This is a genomic window from Dactylosporangium sp. NPDC006015 (assembly GCF_040614215.1).
Taxonomy (GTDB): domain Bacteria; phylum Actinomycetota; class Actinomycetes; order Mycobacteriales; family Micromonosporaceae; genus Dactylosporangium; species Dactylosporangium maewongense.
The window spans coordinates 20,993-39,789 of sequence record NZ_JBEXUD010000074.1 but is presented as its reverse complement, the minus strand read 5'-3'; the positions used below and the strand labels follow the sequence as shown (position 1 = coordinate 39,789).

The 18,797-nt window shown below is 72.3% G+C and carries 17 protein-coding genes; 6 read left to right on the top strand and 11 right to left on the bottom strand.

The features are described 5' to 3' along the window. From ABZ321_RS55395 to ABZ321_RS55385, 3 genes are all read right to left on the bottom strand, one after another. On the bottom strand, positions 1–366 hold a 366-nt coding region (locus tag ABZ321_RS55395), incomplete at its 3' end, for a hypothetical protein (RefSeq protein WP_354904700.1). A gap of 211 nt (positions 367–577) precedes the next feature. Then, positions 578–1,213 carry a response regulator transcription factor gene (locus tag ABZ321_RS55390; protein ID WP_344515906.1) on the bottom strand — a complete coding sequence of 212 codons (636 nt, stop codon included), beginning with the start codon at positions 1,211–1,213 and terminating at the stop codon, positions 578–580. Beyond that, the gene (locus ABZ321_RS55385; protein WP_354904697.1) at positions 1,210–2,412 is read right to left on the bottom strand and encodes a sensor histidine kinase; all 1,203 of its coding nucleotides are present in this window, start codon (positions 2,410–2,412) and stop codon (positions 1,210–1,212) included. Before ABZ321_RS55385 ends, ABZ321_RS55390 begins: the two co-directional genes overlap by 4 nt. A gap of 147 nt (positions 2,413–2,559) precedes the next feature. On the opposite strand from ABZ321_RS55385, the gene ABZ321_RS55380 reads away from it, so the two are divergent. The 3 genes from ABZ321_RS55380 (at position 2,560) to ABZ321_RS55370 (ending at position 5,927) form a co-directional block, all read left to right on the top strand. Continuing rightward, the gene (locus ABZ321_RS55380) at positions 2,560–3,648 is read left to right on the top strand and encodes an ABC transporter permease (protein ID WP_354904694.1); all 1,089 of its coding nucleotides are present in this window, start codon (positions 2,560–2,562) and stop codon (positions 3,646–3,648) included. After that, complete coding sequence (locus tag ABZ321_RS55375) at positions 3,645–4,328, top strand: ABC transporter ATP-binding protein (protein ID WP_344515912.1); 684 nt, start codon at positions 3,645–3,647, stop codon at positions 4,326–4,328. The genes ABZ321_RS55380 and ABZ321_RS55375 overlap by 4 nt, the downstream gene beginning before the upstream one ends. 189 nt (positions 4,329–4,517) lie before the next feature. Further along, a complete protein-coding gene (locus ABZ321_RS55370; protein WP_354904690.1) occupies positions 4,518–5,927 on the top strand; it encodes an amidohydrolase family protein in 1,410 nt (469 codons plus the stop codon). Positions 5,928–5,930: 3 nt separating this feature from the next. Here ABZ321_RS55370 and ABZ321_RS55365 read toward each other — a convergent pair whose 3' ends face one another. From ABZ321_RS55365 to ABZ321_RS55355, 3 genes are read right to left on the bottom strand one after another with little or no spacing between them, the layout of a single operon-like run. Next, on the bottom strand, positions 5,931–9,032 hold the full coding sequence (locus tag ABZ321_RS55365) for an AAA family ATPase (protein ID WP_354904687.1): 3,102 nt from the start codon (positions 9,030–9,032) through the stop codon (positions 5,931–5,933). Further along, positions 9,029–10,927, bottom strand: coding sequence for a trypsin-like peptidase domain-containing protein (locus ABZ321_RS55360; protein WP_354904684.1), 1,899 nt, complete (start codon positions 10,925–10,927; stop codon positions 9,029–9,031). The genes ABZ321_RS55365 and ABZ321_RS55360 overlap by 4 nt, the downstream gene beginning before the upstream one ends. Further along, positions 10,924–12,096 carry a serine protease gene (locus ABZ321_RS55355; RefSeq protein WP_354904681.1) on the bottom strand — a complete coding sequence of 391 codons (1,173 nt, stop codon included), beginning with the start codon at positions 12,094–12,096 and terminating at the stop codon, positions 10,924–10,926. The genes ABZ321_RS55360 and ABZ321_RS55355 overlap by 4 nt, the downstream gene beginning before the upstream one ends. A 101-nt stretch (positions 12,097–12,197) precedes the next feature. On the opposite strand from ABZ321_RS55355, the gene ABZ321_RS55350 reads away from it, so the two are divergent. Beyond that, positions 12,198–12,656, top strand: a complete 459-nt coding sequence (locus ABZ321_RS55350) for a hypothetical protein (RefSeq protein ID WP_354904679.1) — start codon at positions 12,198–12,200, stop codon at positions 12,654–12,656. Positions 12,657–13,329: 673 nt separating this feature from the next. On the opposite strand, the gene ABZ321_RS55345 is transcribed toward ABZ321_RS55350, so the two are convergent. Then, positions 13,330–14,379, bottom strand: a complete 1,050-nt coding sequence (locus tag ABZ321_RS55345) for a hypothetical protein (RefSeq protein ID WP_354904677.1) — start codon at positions 14,377–14,379, stop codon at positions 13,330–13,332. A 304-nt stretch (positions 14,380–14,683) separates the two neighbouring features. Between ABZ321_RS55345 and ABZ321_RS55340 the strand changes: the two genes are divergently transcribed. Together ABZ321_RS55340 and ABZ321_RS55335 are read left to right on the top strand one after the other, a co-directional pair. Continuing rightward, positions 14,684–15,247: a DUF4303 domain-containing protein gene (locus ABZ321_RS55340; RefSeq protein WP_354904675.1), complete on the top strand. Its 564-nt coding sequence runs from the start codon at positions 14,684–14,686 to the stop codon at positions 15,245–15,247. A 40-nt stretch (positions 15,248–15,287) separates the two neighbouring features. Beyond that, positions 15,288–15,992 carry a hypothetical protein gene (locus ABZ321_RS55335; protein WP_354904673.1) on the top strand — a complete coding sequence of 235 codons (705 nt, stop codon included), beginning with the start codon at positions 15,288–15,290 and terminating at the stop codon, positions 15,990–15,992. Between the two features lie 46 nt (positions 15,993–16,038). Here the strand turns inward: ABZ321_RS55335 and ABZ321_RS55330 are convergent, their stop codons facing one another. The 4 genes from ABZ321_RS55330 to ABZ321_RS55315 form a co-directional block, all read right to left on the bottom strand. Further along, positions 16,039–16,503, bottom strand: a complete 465-nt coding sequence (locus ABZ321_RS55330; RefSeq protein WP_354904670.1) for a hypothetical protein — start codon at positions 16,501–16,503, stop codon at positions 16,039–16,041. Then, positions 16,500–16,970 (bottom strand): hypothetical protein, encoded by a 471-nt coding sequence (locus ABZ321_RS55325; protein ID WP_354904668.1) that lies wholly within the window; start codon positions 16,968–16,970, stop codon positions 16,500–16,502. The genes ABZ321_RS55330 and ABZ321_RS55325 overlap by 4 nt, the downstream gene beginning before the upstream one ends. Positions 16,971–17,084: 114 nt before the next feature. After that, complete coding sequence (locus ABZ321_RS55320) at positions 17,085–18,083, bottom strand: glycerophosphodiester phosphodiesterase family protein (RefSeq protein ID WP_354904666.1); 999 nt, start codon at positions 18,081–18,083, stop codon at positions 17,085–17,087. 71 nt (positions 18,084–18,154) lie between these two features. Beyond that, positions 18,155–18,787 (bottom strand): response regulator transcription factor, encoded by a 633-nt coding sequence (locus ABZ321_RS55315; protein ID WP_354904664.1) that lies wholly within the window; start codon positions 18,785–18,787, stop codon positions 18,155–18,157. Between the last annotated feature and the right edge of the window lie 10 nt (positions 18,788–18,797).

Sequence of the window (18,797 nt, the reverse complement as noted above, 5' to 3'; positions counted from 1 at the left end):
CGCCAGCAGCGGCCGCCTCACCGGCGCGGCCGGCAACGGCTGGATGGACGTCACGCCGTACTTTGTGCAGCCGCTGTAACCACCTGCGCTGCGGTGCAGAACCTTCAGCGACCCCAGTCGCAGCCGACATGAGGCCACGTGATCTCGGGTCGCGGCACTCATCGGCAACCGCAGGACGAGTCCGACATGCAGCGAGGACATGCCCTCGCCGCATGTCGGGCGAACCGTCGGGGCGCGCCTGCGGCGCTGTTGCGTATGCCGATCGGAGGACGCGTTGGGAGCACCACCAGCGGTCGTCGTCTGCGCCACCGACAGATCGGCGTAGACGGGTTGGTTGAGCAGCCGCAGGATCTGCTCACGTTCCACATCGGACAGTGCCGACGGTGGCGATTTGCGCGGGGCCGCGGCTTCGGTGGTGATGGCGGGGTGTGGTGGCGGTAGCGGGTGGCGTGGGACAGGCCGGTCAGCCGGCACGCGGCCGCGATACCCCACAGGCCGGTCAGCGCCTGCTGCGCCTCGGCGAGAACGGGTTCGACGACGGCGCGTCCGGCCCGCCGTCTTTCTTACAGTCCCCGGGTCAGCGGCGGATGAGACCGAGGTTGGTGGCCGTGGCGACCGCGGAGGTGCGGGAGTCGACGCCGAGTTTGAGATAGATGCGAGCCAGGTGCGACTTGACGGTGCCTTCGGTCAGGTGCAGGCGGGCGCCGATCGCCTGGTTGGACAGTCCCTCGGCGACCAGGGTCAGGACTTCGGTTTCGCGGCGGGTCAGTGCGGTGTCGGGTTGGCGCAGGCGGTTCATCAGCCGGTCCGCGATGGCGGGCGCGAGGGTGGTGCGGCCGGCCGCGGCGGTGCGCACGGCGGCGGCCAGTTCTTCGGGAGGGGCGTCTTTGAGCAGGTAGGCGGTGGCGCCGGCGGCGATGGCAGGCAGGGTGTCGGCGTCGGTGTCATAGGTCGTCACGATCACCACGCGGGGTGCGCCCGGGCGTGCCGTGATCGCAGCGGTGGCTTCGGCGCCGGTCATCCCGCCTCTGAATTGCAGGTCCATGAGGACGACGTCGATGTCACCGTCCGCGGCCCGGGTGACGGCTTGCTCGGCGGTGGCGGCTTCGGCCACCACGGCCAGATCGGGTTCGGTTTCCAGGACAGCGCGCAGCCCGGCTCGCACGACAGGGTGATCATCGGCGATCAGGAGGCGAATCGTCGATCCGGTCATGAGTGAGTCCCGGTGCCGGTAGGGACCTGGACGGCCAGCGCGGTGCCGGCTCCGGTGGTGGCCTCGACGGTGAAGGTGCCGCCGAGCGCGTCGGCGCGGGCGCGCATCGCCGCGAGCCCGAATCCGCCGCCGTTCGGCTCCATGGCAGCGAGCTGGGTGGGGTCGAAGCCGGTGCCGTCGTCGACGATGTCCAGGGCGACCTGGTCGCCCAGGTAGCTGAGGGTGACGTCCACGGTGTCGGCGTCGGCGTGCCGGACGACGTTGGACAGGGCGGACTGGGCGATGCGCAACAGCGCGATCTCGGTCGCGGCTGACAGCTGTGCCGGGTCGCCGGTGCGGTGCAGGCGGGCGGTGATCCGGTGCCGTGCGGTCGTGGTGGCGCACAGCTGCTCGAGGGCTTCGACCAGGCCGGCGTCCTCCAGCGCGGGTGGGGTGAGCGCAGCGACGAAGCGACGGGCCTCGGCGAGGTTGTCCACCGCGGCCTGCCGGGCCTGCGCGACGTGACCAGCGGCCGTCTGCGCGGTGTCGGGCAGCGCGCGTTCAGCGGCGCGCAGCAGCAGCTGGATGCTGGACAGCCCTTGGGCCAGGGTGTCGTGGATTTCCCGGGCCAGCCGTTGCCGCTCGGCCAGCACCCCGGCGGAATGCTGGGCCGCGGCCAGATCCGCACGGGTGGCGGTCAGCTCCTCGATCAGCTGCCGCCGACGCTCGCTCTCCCGATACAGGGCCTGGTAGCCCCGCACCCCGGCGATCGCGACGGCCGCGCCGAGCAGCGGCCCGACCGTGATGGCCAACGTGAGCGCCCCGGCGTGAGCCGCGAAACCGGTGACCGCCGCGAGCGCGGTGGCCAGCACCGCGACGACACCAGCTCGGCGTGGTAGCAGGTGCAGCTGCAGGAAGTACAGCGGGAACGCCACCCACACACCGTCCGCGGACAGGGCCAGCAGGACCAGCCACCCTGCGACGACCGCGGCCAGCCACACCCTGGCCGCCCGGCGCGACGCGCGGACACGCGCGGACACGACCCCGGCGCCATAGGTCAAGGCGAGCGCGCCCGCCACCGCGACCACGAGCCATGCGTGCGCGCCGCCGTCGGCGACCGCCCGAGCGGCAGCCACCACCAGCAGCCCGGCGAGGAGCAGATGCAGGCACCACAGCAGGCCACGGGCCGTGCGGGGCAGGTGGGACGCGGTCGAAGACATGATCTGTTCAGCGTACGGACAGCCACGTCCGGCCGGCCTCTATCAAAAGATGCAAGCCGCATCTGGCCTTGCGGCAGATGCCCGAACCCCCGCTCGACGGAGACCGTAGACGCAGCCGCATCACGTCAAGAAGAGGGGCGGAACACCGTGTTCGTCGCATGGCGCGACCTGCAGTTCGCCAGAGGCCGATTCGCCCTGATGGGCGCCGTCATCGTGCTGATCACCCTGCTCGTCGGGCTGCTGTCCGGCCTGACCGCCGGCCTCGGCCAGCAGAACATCTCCGCGATCACCGGCCTACCCGCCGATCGCATCGCGTTCAACGCCCCTGACCGGGGGCAGGACCTGTCGTACGCCAACTCCACAGTCACCGCCGAGCAATGGCAGCGCTGGGCCCGCACGCCCGGCGTCACCAGCGCCGAACCGCTCGGCATCAGCACCACCCGGGCCAGAGCCGGCACCACGACCGTCGCCGTGTCCGTGTTCGGCGTCCAGCCCGGCTCCCCGCTCGCCCCGGCCGCCGACCGCATCGATGACCGATCCGTGGTGCTGTCCACCACCGCCGCGGACGGCCTCGGACTCCACACGGGCGACTCCCTCACCCTCGCCGGCCGGAGTCTGACCGTCGGCGCTGTCCGCGGCGATGCCTCCTTCAGCCATACCCCCGTCGTCTGGGCGAGCCTGGCCACCTGGCGCCTGACCACCCCACCGACCAGCGAGCCGGATCGGGTGAGCGCAACCGTGATCGCCCTGACCACCACGAACGGAGCCGATGTCGCCGCCGGCGACCAAGCCGCTGGCACCCGCACCGTCACCCGTGACGACTCACTGTCCGCGATCGGCTCCTACGCCTCCGAGAACGGCTCCCTGCAACTGATGCGCGGCTTCCTGTTCGCCATCTCCGCCCTGGTCATCGGCGCCTTCTTCACCGTCTGGACCATCCAGCGCAGCGGCGACGTCGCCGTCCTCAAAGCCCTCGGCGCCTCCACCGCCGGTCTGCTGCGTGACGCCCTCGGCCAAGCCGCCGTCCTGCTCACCATCGGCACGCTCACCGGCACCGCCCTCGCCGCCGCGGCCGGCGCGTTCGTCGCCGGCACCGCCGTGCCGTTCCTGCTCACCCCGGCCACCATGCTCATCCCCACCGCAGTCATGATCGCGCTCGGCGTGCTCGGCGCGGCCCTGTCCATCCGCCGGATCACCTCCGTCGACCCGCTGACCGCCCTCGGGAGCGCTCGATGACCCTGACCCTGACCGACGTCACCCTCACCTACCCCGACGGCGACACCCGCCTGACCGCACTCGACCACATCAGCCTCGACGTGCCCCGCGGCAACCTCACCGCCGTCGTCGGCCCCTCCGGCTCCGGCAAATCCAGCCTGCTCGCCGTCGCCGCCACCCTCATCACCCCGGACAGCGGCACCGTCACCATCGACGGCACCACCGTCACCGACCTCAGCCGCAACGACCAAGCCGCCATACGCCGCCGCAGCATCGGCATCGTCTTCCAGCAACCCAACCTGCTGCCCTCCCTCACCGCCGCCGAACAGCTCCAGGTCATGGCCGTCATCGACGGCCGCCGACCCGCCGCCGCACGCCGACGCGTCCTCGACCTGCTCGACGCCGTCGGCATGGCCGCACAAGCCGACCGCCGACCCCACCAGCTCTCCGGCGGTCAACGCCAACGCGTCAACATCGCCCGCGCGCTCATGAACGACCCCACCGTTCTCCTCGTCGACGAACCCACCAGCGCCCTTGACCACGAACGCGGCGCCACCATCATCGACCTGATCACCCAGCTCACCCACCAGCAAGCCACCGCCACGATCCTCGTCACCCACGACCGCACCCACCTGACCGCCGCCGACCAGATCACCGAGGTCCGCGACGGCCGCCTCCTTGGCATGGCACGCTCGGAATAGCGGACCCAGCGGAGACAACACCTTCCCGTCTTCACCGCCCAGGCCGACCCGGAGGTCCACACGAAGGTCCTCATCGACCCGGCGGCCCTGTCCATTTGACGGCGGAGTCGGACCGGAAGGCCGCAGTCCGCCGGCGGTGACGGTGCGAGGCTGAGATGGTCACTCAGCGTGCGCACCCGGGAGGGCTCCATGAGCACGGTCGTCGACGTGCACTGTCACGTGTTCAACGCGGCGGACCTGCCGGTGAAGGGGTTCATCCACCGGCTGCACCTGCGCAACGCCGCGCTCGGCGGGTTGCTCTCCGGGCTGGTCGACACGCTCATCCAGGGCGCCGCGCCGTCGTACGAGGCGGACCTCGGCCGGCTCAACACGCTGCTCGGCGGTGGCGGCGGGCTGGAGGGGCTGGGGCCGGCGCCAGAGGAGTCCTTCGAGCACGAGGTGGACGTGGCCGTCGCCGAGCTGCGGGGCACCCAGCCGGAGCTGCTGACCAGGATCGGGACAGCGCTCGCGGAGGAGGACGGGGCAGCCGGCGGGCTCGAAGGGATCGGGGACGCGACCCGCACCGCGCGGCGGGCGGTGCGATGGGTGAAGCTGTTCGGCCGGTCCCGGTTGGACCTGGTCGCCGAGCTGGTGCGGGTCAGCGGGGACCGGCTCGACCTGGCCGTGCCGCTGCTGGTGGACCTCGACAGCGGGCTCGCCGACCGGTCCCGGACCACGCAGCAGCAACAGGTGGAGCTGTTCGAGAAGCTGAGCCGGGCGACGATGCTCGGGGTGCTGCCGGGCGCCGGCAAGGCACGGCTGCACCCGTTCATCGGGTTCGATCCGCTGCGGGAGCTGCTCGCCCGCCGCACCCACGACGTCGAGACGCCGTTGGACCTGGTCAAGCGGGCCGTGCTGCGCTACGGGTTCGTCGGGGTCAAGGTGTACCCGCCGATGGGCTGGCGGCCGAGCGGCAACGCCGCCGGCGGCCGGCACACCGCACAGGACGCGGCCGAGCTGGACCGCATCGTCGGCGACCTGGCCGCGTGGTGCGAGGAGCAGGACGTGCCGATCACGGCGCACGCCAACAACTCCAACCACGCGGACCCGGCCTTCGACGGCTACGGCGGCCCCGACGACTGGCTGCCGGTGCTCGCCGCGCACCCGCGGCTGCGGCTGAACCTCGGGCACTTCGGCGGCGCCCAGCAGACCGAGCCCGCCGACGGCTGGCCGTGGCGGATGGCCCAGGCGATGGCCGCCCACCACGGCCTCTTCGCCGACGTCGGCAACCACCGCATCCACGATCCCGCGATCCGCGCCGGCTACACCGAGACCCTGCGCAGCATGCGCGCCGGCGCGGCGACCCGATCCGTCGCGGAGCGGGTGATGTACGGCAGCGACTGGTACATGCTCGCCCTGTACCCCGACGACGACCTCTTCCTGGAGCGCTACCTGACGCTGTTCGCCGGCTTCGGCGACGACGCCCGCGACGCGTTCGCCGGCCGCAACGCGCTGCGCTTCCTCGGCTTCGACGACCCGCGGAACCGCAACGCGCAGCGGTTGTTGCAGCGGTACGAGCGGTACGCCCCCGCCAACGTCCCGGCCTGGCTCGCTCGTTGACGGCTACCCGCTGCGCAGCTGCTCCGTGAGCGCGTCCAGCAGGCGCCGGTGCAGGACCTCCCAGCGATGCACCGCGGTGATGATGCGGCCCAGCACGGGGTAGTTCGGCAGGTGAGCACGGAGCAGCTCCAGGAACGGCAGCAGGACGCCGGACCGGTCGACGTACACGACGAGCGTCTTGATCGTCCGCCGGATCGCGCTGGGGTCGGCGGCGGCGAGCACGTCGGGCTGCAGGTCGGCGACCGGCACCTGGAGCGCGAGCTCGGCACACCGGCCGAGGACAGCCATGCCGGCCTGTTCGACCACGGCTTCGAGCGCCTTGCAGACCGCCGGCCGCAGCTCGGGATTGTCACCGCGGAGGGCGTCGACCAGCGTGGGTTCGAACCGTAACGCGTCGCGGCTGAGGGTGATCGAAGCGCCGGCCGCCCGGCTGAACTGTGATGCCCATGTCTCCAGCACGTCGTCGCTGCGGAGCGTCTCGTCGATCACGAATGGTGCCGGCCTCAACGGCGGGTCGGCAAGCCGCGTGATCGCGTCGATCCACGTCGGATCCGGCCGGAAGATCGTGCCGGGATTCGGCTCGATGCGGACCGGCCGGCCGTCGCCCACTGCGAGCAGGATCAACGCGCGGCGCAGCTGGTCCACCGGAAACAGCTCGCCGCCGGGCTTCTCCGTCGCGAACCGTTGCAGCAGCGGGCGGCGGCGAGCCGCCCACCGCGCGGGTGGCTCGCCGCTCTCCACCGTCAGCAGGAGGTCCGGGAACAGCTGGTCGACCCCTGAGCGGTCCGGGAGCCGCGCTTCCAGCAGAGCCGTCGAGCGACCGGCCAGCAGGGCGTCGAGCATCGCGTACCGGCTGGTGCGGAACTCCGGCCCGGGCCGGTACTCGCCCCACCGCAGCGTGTCGCAGTACGCCTGGGCCAGCCACGGTGGCTCCCGCCGCTCCCGGCCCGCCGCCCAGCCCGCGTGCAGCAGATCCAGGGCTTCGGCCGGCGCCTCCTCGCGGACCAGGTCGTCCCCCTTGTGCTTGACCCACTCCCACCAGATGCCGTCCGGCAGCGTCAGCGCGTCCGCGGCGGGGAGGTCCTCGCCGCGCAGCGCCCGCACCTGCGCCGCGACCCTTGTCGGCAGGTCGTCGACGGTCTCGCCGAGCGCCAGCGCCAGCCGGTCCCATGCGGGCTCGGCGCGCCGTAGCTTGTCCACGGAACCGTCCTCGGGCACCAGCATCAGCGCGTGGTACAGCGCCTCGACCGATGCCTGCTCGGGCGGCAGCGGCTGCCAGTCGCCGGCGCCGAACTCGTCCTCGCCGCCGTCGCGGTACCAGCGCACCGCCGCCTCATGGATGCGCCGCACGGTGTCGCCGTACTTCGGATCCGCCGACATCATCCGCAGCATGCCGCGCCGCACGTCCGGCTGGTGGCGCAGCCCGTCCGGGGCGTCCTTGACCAGCCACACCTCGCCGGCGAGCTGGTCGGTGAGCCGCCGCGCGGTGTCGTCGTCGACCGGGCCGAGGCCGCACGCGACGGCCAGGACGTGCCGCACCAGCGGTGGGGTGACCCGCCGCAGCGCCAGCCCCGGGTGCGCCAGCTGCCGCACCCGCGCGTCGGCGATGTGGTTGAGGAACCGGTCGTAGAGCACCGCGCGGCGGACCCGCGCGTCGAGCTGTCCGGTCACCGCGTCGTCGCCGGCCAGGAAGTCGGCGCGGGCGGCGACGGTCAGCCGCCTGTAGAAGCGCGCGGCGACCTGCAGCGTCAGCGGGTTGCCGCCGACGATGTCCGCCAGGGCGCACGCCGCCGGTTGGTCGATGCGGTGCGCGTGCAGCACGGCGGCGGCGTCCGACCGGCCCAGGTCGCCGAGCGGGACGATCGACTGCACCATGTTGCCCACTGTGGACAGTGCGGCCCGCCCGGAGACCACGACGCGCAGGCCGGCCAGGCCCATCCCGGACCGGAGCCGGTGCAACCAGTCGAGGATGCGGCTCTCGGCGTCGCTCCAGCGGGAGGTGTACCGGTGTTCGCGTTGCCATTCCTCGAACGTGTCCAACACCAGCAGCACCGGACGCTGGTCGAGCCGGTGCAGCCTGACGATCTCGGACACGTCGTATTCGAACGTGCTGACCGAGTGGGACAGGCCCTCGGCGTACAGGTGGCCGCTGTCGCGGTAGCGGTCGAAGCCGGCCTCGCGGCGGGCGACCCGGTGCTGGAACCGCAGGGCGGAGAAGTCCGCGGACGCGACCGGTGCGGCGGCACCGAGCTGGCGGGTCACCTCGTAGGACAGCTCCAGCTCCGCGTCGGCGCGGAACAGCACCCGGTCGAAGTCGATGACGACCACGGCCGGGCCGCGCTCGTCGCCGCGGGCGATCCGGTCGAGGTACGGCGCGATGAACGAGGCCAGCAGCGTCGACTTCCCACTACCGCCGACGCCGACGATCGACAGCAGCGGCAGCCGATACTGGTCCTCGACGGGGGCGGCGGCGAAGGCCCGGAGCCGAGCCAGGTAGGCGTCGCGGCCGAAGACACCGTGCCGCACCAGCACCTGGTAGCCGTCGGCGATGGCGCGCAGACGGGCCTGCCGCCGCGCCTCGGCCAGATGCCCGGACAGGCCGCCGAGCGGGAGCGCCCAGGCGAGCGCCTGCACGGCCGTGCCCGGCGCCGCCCCGGCGAGCACCGCGGCCCGCCCGGCGTGGTTCTGGCGGGCGATGGCGCGCAGCAGCTCACCGGCGGCGTCGGTCGGGACGTCCGCGACGTCGTCGGCCGCGTCGCGGACGGTGCCATCGGCGGCGAGACGGGCCAGGACCTCCTGCCGCGGCCCGCTGCGCAGCGTCCACCGCCAGCCCTGGCTCAGCGACGCCCGGTCGAACTGCGGCGCGAGCAGGTCGAGCAGGCGGTCCCCGTCGGCCTCGGCGACGCCGCGGAGGAGGTCGCGGGGCGCGACCGTGCCCGACAGCGCGGCCCGCTGCCGCAGCAGCCGGACCGCGTCGGCCGGCGGCGGCGCCGGGGCCGGCATGCCGCCGGGGAGCCGGTCCAGGAACGCCGACCGCTCGGCGGCGGACCGCGACGACCACTCCCGGGCGACCAGCTCGGCCAGTGCGTCCAGGTTCTCCGTCATGCCGAACCCTCCGCAGCGGCGCGCAGCCTGTGCCCGAGACGCTCAAGGACCCGGAGCGCGGCGGCGTACCCGAGCACGCCCTGGAATTGTTCGAGGCTCAGCTCCGCCTCCGCCATCTGCGTCGCCACCGGCAGCAGAGCGCTGCCCACGGGCAGGATCTGCGCGGCGATGTCCGCCGCGGCCGGGTCGGTCAGCTCGTCGACGAACGCCTCGACGCCGGGCGGCGGCTCCTCCAGCCAGCCGATCACGACCAGCCGCAGCGATGGGTACGCGGACAGGTTGCGGATCAGGTCCATGAGCAGGTCCCGCACGTCGACCGGGACGTCCAGCGCGGCACCGCCGAAGCCTTCCAGCACCAGCCAGGTCGGGCGCGAGCCCGCGCCGTACAGCACCCCGGTGACCTGCCGGCGGATGTCGCGCTGGGTCGTGGTCAGGCCGCTGGCGGCGACCTTCGCGCGGGCCGGTGCCGACCGGGCGGCGGCGACCTTCCCGGCGAACGCGGCGGCGTCGTCGTCGAGGGCGTTGGCCAGGTCCAGGCTCACCATGACCCCGCCGGCGTCCTCCACCATCTCCCGCACCAGGAACTTGGTGAAGTGCAGCCCGGTGCCGGGCGCCCCGCGCACGATCAGCAGCCGCTGCGCGGCGGTGGCGGCCGGCTCCAGCGACAACCGCACCCAGTCCTGCGTCGCCTGCCGGCCGACGACAGGGTGCGGCCCGGCGCCGAGCTCCGGCGAGCGGCGCAGTTCGCTGAGGTACGTGAGTTCCACGAGATCCAGCTCGTCCAGTCGCTCGCACCAGTCCCGGACCGGCACGGCCCGGTTGCGGGAAGCGGCCGGCAGCCCCGCCGCGTCGTCGGCGCAGTCCACCACGCGCGACCCGCCCTGGTGCAGCGCGACGATCCGCCAGTACCGGTCGAAGACGGGCGCCCCGGACGAGCCGGCGAGCGTGTTCGCGTCGTGCAGCCAGCGCACCGGCGGCGTCCCGAGCTGCTGGTCGAGCTTGCCGATCGACCACAGCAGCGGCTGGCCGAGCAGCCCGCCGCCCTGCGGGTGGTGCAGCACGTGGATCTGGAACGGCTGCCGCGACGCCCGGCCGCGCAGCACCGGCCGCGGCATCGGGCGCCGCTGCGCCAGCCGGATCAGCGCCAGGTCCCAGGGCCCCTCAGGCGCCTCGATGCCGCTGATGTCGCTCACGTCGGCGAGCGCCTTCGACCGCTCCAGCGGGGTCGGCGGGCTGGACCTGGCCAGCCACTGCGGGTGCAGGGCGGCGACGGTGCCGGCCAGCCGCACCGTGGTGCCGGGGTCGTCGGGCAGGTTGTCCTCGACGTCGCCGAACGTCAGCGTGAGCAGCGCGAGGCTGCCCTCGGCGGCCTGCGGCGAGCCGTCGGGGCCGAGCACGAGCGACCCGTCCGGGTGCTTGGCGAACAGGTCCCACAGCACGTGCGCGGCGGTGGCGACGAGCTGCGGCCGCACCAGCACCCCGGTGCCGATGTGCTGCTCGCCGATGTCGATGCGGCACACCAGGTCGCACGCCCGCAGCATGCCCTGCGCCGCGATCCTGGCGCTGGCCGGGCTGAACACGCCGTTCTGGAAGGCGTGCAGGCCCGCCGCCGACTCCCCGAGCAGCGCCACCAGATGCTCGTCGAACCCGTCCCCGACCAGGTCGTCCTTGACCAGCTGGAAGGCGAACGCGCGCAGGAAACCGTGCTGCTGCGCCACGGCGATCGCTTCACAGAGGAAGCCGACCGCGTCCCCGTCCGTGTCACGGCGCAGGTGCAGGCCGTGCGCGGTCTTCAACGGCCCCCAGATCGCGTCGATGCGTGCCCACTGGGGCCGTACGGCGGCCGCGAGGTCCCGGATCTGCGGACTCCACGAGCCGTCCTCCTCCGGGCTCACCTCGGACCCCCGTGCGACAACCGGTCCAGGTCGGCGGTGATCCGCTCGAGGGCGTGCGCCCAGTTCTGCCGGTCGGGCTGCCCGGCGAAGTGCAGCCCGAGCGCGGTCCGGCCGTCGGCGTCGAGGTCCACCAGCACCGAGCCGGAGTTGCCGCCGAGCGTGCTGGCGTCGTGCGTGAGGACCCACCCACGCGGGTCGAGCGGCACACCGCCGGCCGCCGCCATGATCTGCCCCGGCGCCAGGCGCTTGTAGCTGCGCACCCCGGCGAACAGCCGGACGAACAGGTCCGGCGTCGTGCTGGTCGGGTCGCCCGGATAGCCGACGAGGTAGATCGTCCGGCCGGCGCTGGCCAGCCCGCCGCGGGTCAGCGGGTCGTCGCCCCGGGCCACCCGGACCGGCTCCGGAAACGACCGCCCCGGCACCGGCTCCAGCTCCAGCAGCGCCAGGTCCAGCCCGTCGAAGTTGATCCCGCGCAGGTCCGGGTGCTCGAACCGCGGCTCACCCTGCCGCCCCACCCCGACCACCCGCCGGATCGGAAACCGCAGCTCCGGCCTCACCTCGCCGACCTCATGCCCGAAGTGGACGGCGACGGCCGTGTTGAGCCGCCCCTCGAACCGGCCGTCGCGCCGCTCCCCGCCGCGGGCGATCGCCCGCAGCACGTGGAAGTTCGTGACCACGAGCCCTTCGCCGACCACCCACGCGGTGCCGCAGTACCCGACCCCACGCGCGGCGGGGTCGTCGACCCGGCCGACCGCGGCGCAGACGGAACGCACCTGGTCCTCGAAGCGAGCGAGCACCGCGGCCCACAACCCGGCCGACGGCGCCGTCAGGTCCACGAAGTCGTCCTCGACGAAGAGCACCGGCCGCGACCCGTCGGCGCGCACCACCGCCTCCAACCCCAGGACGTCTGCCGGGCCGAGCTGCGCGTCCGCACCGTCGCCGAGGACCTTGCGCAGCGCCTCGCCGGTCCCGCTCATCAGCCGCCGTACCTCGTCCGGGTCGGCACGCACACCGACCTTGCGCTCGACGTAGGCGATCTCCTCCCGCAGCCGGTCCAGCAGCGCCTGCCGATCGGGCAGCGCCCCACCGCCGGCCCCGGCGCCTTCCAGCGGCCCGCCGGCCGTGGCGCCCCGGGCGAGCAGCTCCAGATAGGTGCGCGAGTCCGTCATCGGCTTCACTATGACACTCGGCGATCGACCGGTCACTCGCCCGGCGGTGGCGCGATCCGGCCGGAACGGTCGCCGCCCTCCACCGATCAGCCGGTGCACCCGTGCCGCTCGGCGCGCTTGATGACCCCACGCTGCTGGGCAAGACGCTCGGTGGGCTGAAGACGGCTGCGGCCGGCTGGCCGGCGGGCGATCGAGCTGTCGTCGAGTCCTACCGGTTCGCGCTCTGGCAGGACTTCTTGGCCACCTGGCCCACCGCGATGGCCGCGGATGACATGGTCGAGGCGTTGAGTGAGTTCGCCGAGGATCTACAGCCGTACCTCGACATCTGGTCCGCCGCACCCTTCGTAACGGCCGCACGACACTTGGCCTCGTTCGTCGCGTGCTACGTGGTGCCTGTGCACGATGAGTACGGACGCATCGAGGCGTGGATGGCCGGCGGCACACCACTGCGCCTGCTCGACAGTGCTCGCGCCGCGACAGCCGAAGCGGACCTCATCGCCGAGCTCGATTCGGCGATCGCCAGGATCCGCGAGCACCTGGCATATCGCGAACGGCGATGATTTCCGTCCTTGCTGATGCGCGGACGGCGCCTGGTGGTCGCGTGGCAGCATGGCGTGCATGGTGACGAGCACGCCGATGTTCTGGGTTGGTGGCACACCGGGATCCGGTAAGTCGACGATAGTCCGCCAGGTCGCCCGCGAGCTTGACCTCGCGCTGCACCCAGTGGACGCCTACACCTACGCTCACCTGGAGCGCCTCGGCCCCCTCGGGCCGGCACTCGATGACGTGCTCGCCTTGGGCTCGGTGGCCGCGGCGGACGAGTTCGAACGCACGTCTGCACTCAGACTTCCCACCGTGATGGACGATGTCCGAGCGGCACAGGTTCCGGGGGTACCGACGCTCGTCGAGGGGCCGCAACTCCGCCCGGGGGCGGAGGCGACGTGGTCGCCCATCGGCTCGATCTGGCTGATCACCACCGCCGAGCGTACGCGCACGGCGAGATTGAACCGGCTCGTAGCAGGGGAAGACGCGGCCCGCCTTCGGGTCGAGGCCTTGGTCGAGCGTGACCAGCTGATCGGTGCACGGCTTCGATCCGCGGCCTTGGATGCCGGGAGTGCCGTCGTCGAGGTTCCGACCGACGTTGATTGGGATTGTGTACTGGCAGCGGTGCGTGAAGCCGTCAACACGGCCACGGCGTTATTCGCGCGGCTTCGGCCAGGGCGGGAACTGTCGTCACGACGACGCCATGAGAACGCCGTCGTCCATCGTCAGATCGTGGCGCACGAGCGGCACATCGGAGCGAACCTCCCGGCGTTCCCCTACGCATGTGTGTGCGGGCGCAGCGGTTGCACCGACACGACCCCGGCCACGTCGGCCGAATTCGAGGCGTGCGCCTGACCACCTACTGCACTGGCAGAGGGAGTCTCGCGCTTCAGCGAGACTTCTCGGTCTGGTGCAGTCCTGCGGCTGGCAGTACCAGAGGCCCGTCGTGTCGCCGTAACGGGCGCTGATCACCAGCGCGCCGTCGTCAGCGACTGCCAGGTCGTAAGGGCGGCGGAACGGGTGGGGCGATGCTGCGCTGTGCCCGGTGATCCGGTCGTGGACCACCACGAACCATTCGCGTTGCCACTCCTGTTCGGTGCCGGCGCATTGGTCGGGACACGGGTGCAGGAAAAAGGCGGTGTAGCGCTCGTTCGTGGACACGGCGGGAGCTCGGGCCAGGGTATGAGCAGTACAGTCGGTCGCGTCAGGCGGAGGCAGGGACGTCGTCAGCGGCACCGAGGTGGTCGGCAGGAGCACGGTCAGGTGCAGGGGGCGGATGACCCCGTCGGTGTCCACCTCTCCGACGCCAAGGCATCGGTCGTCGTTGCTGATGCGGTTGGTGCGGTACTGCACGACGCCGATGCCCGACCGTGGCAGCCAGACGCCGGAATCGATCCGCGGCGCAGTGGTCAACGGTGTGACCAGTCCCGTCGGCAAATCCAGGGCGACGAGCCGGAACTCCGGCGACTCGTGGCACCACACGGTGAGCCCGATGCGTTCGGCCGACATCGAGAAGATCGACAGGACCATGATCGGGCTGCAGTAGTCGAACGGCAGCGAGCGTGGGTCCTCACCTGGTTGCGCGGTCCAGAGACTGGCCGGCCGCTCATACCCTGCAGCTGCCACGAGGACCCGGCCGTCCGGCAGGTAACCGACAGCCGTCGTGCGGTCCTGTGACCCCATCGGGCCGCCGCAGGCGCTGCCAAGCGCGCACAGCACCATACAGACCAGTGCGATCAACGGGGTCCGGTTGGATGCTCGACCACCACCCACTCGGTCGCCGACCGCTCCTGCCGTTGCGTGACCCACGGCGTCAGCCTGCCAGCCCACGCCCAGATCACGCGACGGCCTGCCCAGTACCTTCACCCGAAGCATTGGGCTCGTCCGGGTGACCGCTTCGATCGTGCCTGCCGCGAGCACGGCCGGATGGAGCGAGTTGTGGACCTGGTCGTCGTCGAGCTCACTGGGTCATACGCCGTTGTCGCCGGTGCCGGTGGTGATCAGCGTTCGAAGCCCGGTGGTTGCGGCGCGGTAACGTGCGGTGGTGGTTTGGCAGGGCTTCGAGACGGCGTGGCACGACAGTGGATGCCAGGCCCTTGCCGGTCTGGCTGCGGTCTGTCCGGGCGAGCGGTTGTACGCCGCGGCGTTCCATCTCTTCTACGCCGACGGCACCGTGATCCTCCCGCCCGCGCTGGCGGCCAACACCGAGGCGGCGGTGCGCCACGACGACGGATACTCGACGCGGTTCACGCCGCCGGAGTGGCGGTGGGACGTCCTGGACGCCGCAAGTGATGCGATGCGGCCGTGGTACCAGCGCCTCACCGAGGAGTACCTGACCCCCGCCACCGATGATGCCGGACGCGACGCGGCGCTGGACTCGCTCTGGACGGCTCATGACGCCGCCATGGCCCGGGTCTGCAAGGCGATGACCACGACGGCGCGGCTGGGCGGCATCCACAGCTCGCTCCCGGCCACGTTCGTCGTCGTCATTCTTGAGGGCCAGCGGGGAGACGAGGAGGCGGACCTGATCCGCGCGAGCGTCGACCCCCTCGTGCTCACGACCGTTCCCGGACTCGCCGAGCACCTGCGAGAGACCGAAGAGGCGTGACCCTACTGCCGGTTGGCGGTGGTGTGGCAATGTCGCGGGGGTGAGCGACCGTATCCTCTTTCCGGGCAACCCCTGGCCGGCCGGGCATGCCGTCGAGGAGCTGACGTGGCGGGGGCGGCTCGACCCTGCTGGCCGGCTCTGGTTCGACCTTCATGTCAAGAGCGCCGGGTATTACGCCGAGGACCCCACGTACTGGGACGACGACGGTGACAGTGGCGGCGACGACTGGAGCTCGAAGGTCGTGTGGGGTAACTACCACGCCTGCACGATCTCGTCGACGCGCTGGGGGCATCGGGGGTTCGTCGCGGCCACGGACGCCGAGCCGTTGGCATTGGACACCCTTGCGGGGCGGGCGTTCCACGTCGACCGGGATCCGGACCGGCCGGACGGGGTGCCGAACGGCGTGGCCGACGAGGACGTCGAAGACGAGGACGCCGCGTTCGGGATCTACCTGCTGGGGCATGACGCAGTGGGAGACCACCGGATCAGTTTCGGCGCGCGGCAGGGCCGGACGGTGTTCGCCCTCGACTGGCAGGGGCGGATCGCGCTGCGTTATGCCAACAGCATGGCGCCGTTCCAGTACACCTTCCAGGCGACGATCGGCGCAGTCGCCCTGGACCACATCGCCGCACCGTCCTCATTGGACGACGGTGCGGCCGAAGGCCTCCTGCGCCGCGTGCTCGTCGACGCCGCGATGTTCGAGCTGATCGGAGAAGGCGGCACCAGGCGGTTCGTGGCGCGCTGACACGCACGGCGGTGCGATGGACGGCGCGCCTCGATCCTGTGCGAATTCAGGGCAGGCGCTGGAACCAGTCGTGGGTGGTCGTCAGGATCAGGACGTGGTCGGGGGCGTCCGTCGGCGTCGCGGCGTTGAGGTGGACGTCGCCGCGCTGCTCGATCCGCGAGTTGTCGGCGTCGAGCAGTTCGTCGAAGTCGAGCACGGCGTCTCGGGACGTCTGCGGTGAGGACTGTGCCATGGTGCCGAGCCTCCAGTGGCCGTGGCCGTGGAACGGACCCAACCGGCCGCTGTCCTCGAAGAAGGTGCCCAGCTGGCTGACCGGCACACCGGTCGCCTCGAAGGTGCCGTCGGCGCGCAGGTCGTAGCGGGCGGAGCTCTCGTAGCCGGCCCACACACCCACCAGGTCGGCGGTGCCCACCTCGACCGGCTCCGTAGGGTAGTCGGCCAGCGCTTCACCGAGCCCGCAGGCCGCGGACAGCAGCAGCGCCGGCACGGCCAACACGATGCGCCGCTTCACTTCTCGGTCATCCGGTCAGCGCCGAGCTCCAGCGTGAGCGGCTTCACCGGATCGTCCGGCGGGTCGCTGACCCACTGCGTCGCACTGAACGTGACGCTGCGCGGTTGCGCGTACGGCTGGCCGTCGCGCTCGTCGCGGATCGAGGTCACGTCGAGCACGAGCAGATGGCGGTCCTGTGCGATACGCCACGAGCCCTGGCAACGGTACGGCCCGATCGATCCCCCGATGCGAAACGGCGTGTCATCGAAGGTCGCCGTCGGGACGCCGACCGCCTCGAACGTGCCGTCGGCAGCAAACGTATAGGTGGCGCCGCTGACGTGGCCGACCCAGACACCGACGACGATGTCGTCGGTGAGGTCGACACGCTGCTGCTCTGAGTAGCGCGAGCCCGGCGAGGGACTCCAGAAACATGCGGCACCGAGCATCACGACCGTGACCCACGCCGCCGCCCGCAATCCCCGCCGCATGCGAGCAACATAGGCGCCCGTCGTCGTGCCCCGCCACACCCTGCGCCAAATCTTCACACGCGGCGAGCAGGGGGTTGCGGCGTGGGCGGGGGAGCCGAGGACGTTGCGAGACGGTCAGCGGGATGGCGTGACGAGTGGGGCGATGACGTCGGTGCGGTTGGTCCAGATGCCGCCGGACCAGTCGTCGGGGAGGTCGGCGAGGTCGGCCTGGGTGTCGAATCCGGCGGACCAGTCGCCCACCGAGCGGACCAGGACGACGCGCGTGTCGGCGGCGCGCATGCGGGCGACGAAGAGGTGGGGCCAGCCCCATAACCACTGGCCGTAGTGGGCGGGGAGGGGGAGCTCGCGGTGGTGGCAGCTGGACGGGACGCGACCGGTCCAGCCGGTGGCGGCATAGTCGAGCAGGCAGTCCTTGATGATGGCGCGGGAGGTGGCGCGCACCTGGGGCAGGCGGCGCACGACGGCGGCGACCGCGGTGTCGCCGCCGGTGACGGTGACCGTGGCGAGGCGGGCGGCGGGGAGCGTGGCCAGGAACGTGGCGAGCGCGTCGCCGTCGGCCGGGTCGTCGCGCTTCAGGTCGAGCTTGAACGCGCGGTCCGGCAGTGCGGCGAACACCTCCGGGACCGTGGGGAGCAGGCCGACGCCGGTGCCGCGCAGCGGGAACGTGGTGCCGTTGTCGGCGGTGTACCCGTACCCGACGTCCAACTTCCGGAGCTCGGCCAGTGAGTGCTCGCCGACGGTGCCGTGGCCGTCGGTGCGGCAGTCGAGAGTGGCGTCGTGGAACACCGCGAGCTGGCCGTCGCGGGTCAGCTGCACGTCGATCTCGGCCTGGTCGGCGCCCGCCTCGAACGCGGCCCGCAGCGACGGCAGCGTGTTCTCCAGCAACGGCACCTGCGGCGGGTGGATGATCCGCGCGGTGCAGGTGTCGGCGGTGACGCCGGTGAGGTCGAAGGGCTGCGCGATCCCGCGGTGTGCGAGCAGGAACGGCCGCTCGCCCTTCGACGGGCCGGCGAGCGTCGAGCTGTTGCGCAGGTACAGGCCGCCGGTGACAACGAGCAGCACCGCGAGGGTGATGGTGATGCGGCGACGCCATCGGCGCGGAACGGTCAGCACCACTGCAGCCTCGCGCAGTCCACCGCCGGCCGGAACGGGCAAAGGTACGTGGTCCGACCGCGACTTTGGTCCTACGACCCGCGCAGCCCCCGGGCCAGCAGCGCGGCCTGGGTGCGGCTCGCCACGTCGAGCTTCGCCAGGACGTTGCTGACGTGGGCCTTGACGGTCCGCTCGGCGAGGGAGAGGGCGCCGGCGATCTCACGGTTGCCCAGGCCCTGGCCGAGCAGCTCCAGCACCTCCCGCTCGCGCGGTGTGAGCGAGCTGAGATCGGCGGCAGGGCCCGACGGACGGGACGGCGCGGCGCGGGGCCACAGCAGGTCGGCGGCCGACGCGCTCAACGGCCGCACCCCGGCGTGCGCGCCCCGCACCGCCGCGGCCAGCTCGGCGCCGGTGGCGTCCTTGAGCACGAACCCGTCGGCGCCGGCCGCCAGGGCGCGCTGGATGTCCGCGGCGCTGCCGACGGTCGTCAGCATCAGCACCTTGACCGAGGGCCGCTCGGCCCGCAGCCGCAGCATCGTCGCGACCCCGTCGGCGCCCGGCAGGTACAGGTCCAGCAGGATGAGGTCGGCGGGGACGAAGTCGCGCAGCAGCGCCGCGCCGTCCGGGAACTCGGCGACCACCTCGATGCCGGGCTCCGCGCCGAGGATGAGGGCCAGCCCTTCGCGGACGAGCGCCTGGTCGTCGACGATGGCGAGCCGGATCACCCGGCCGATG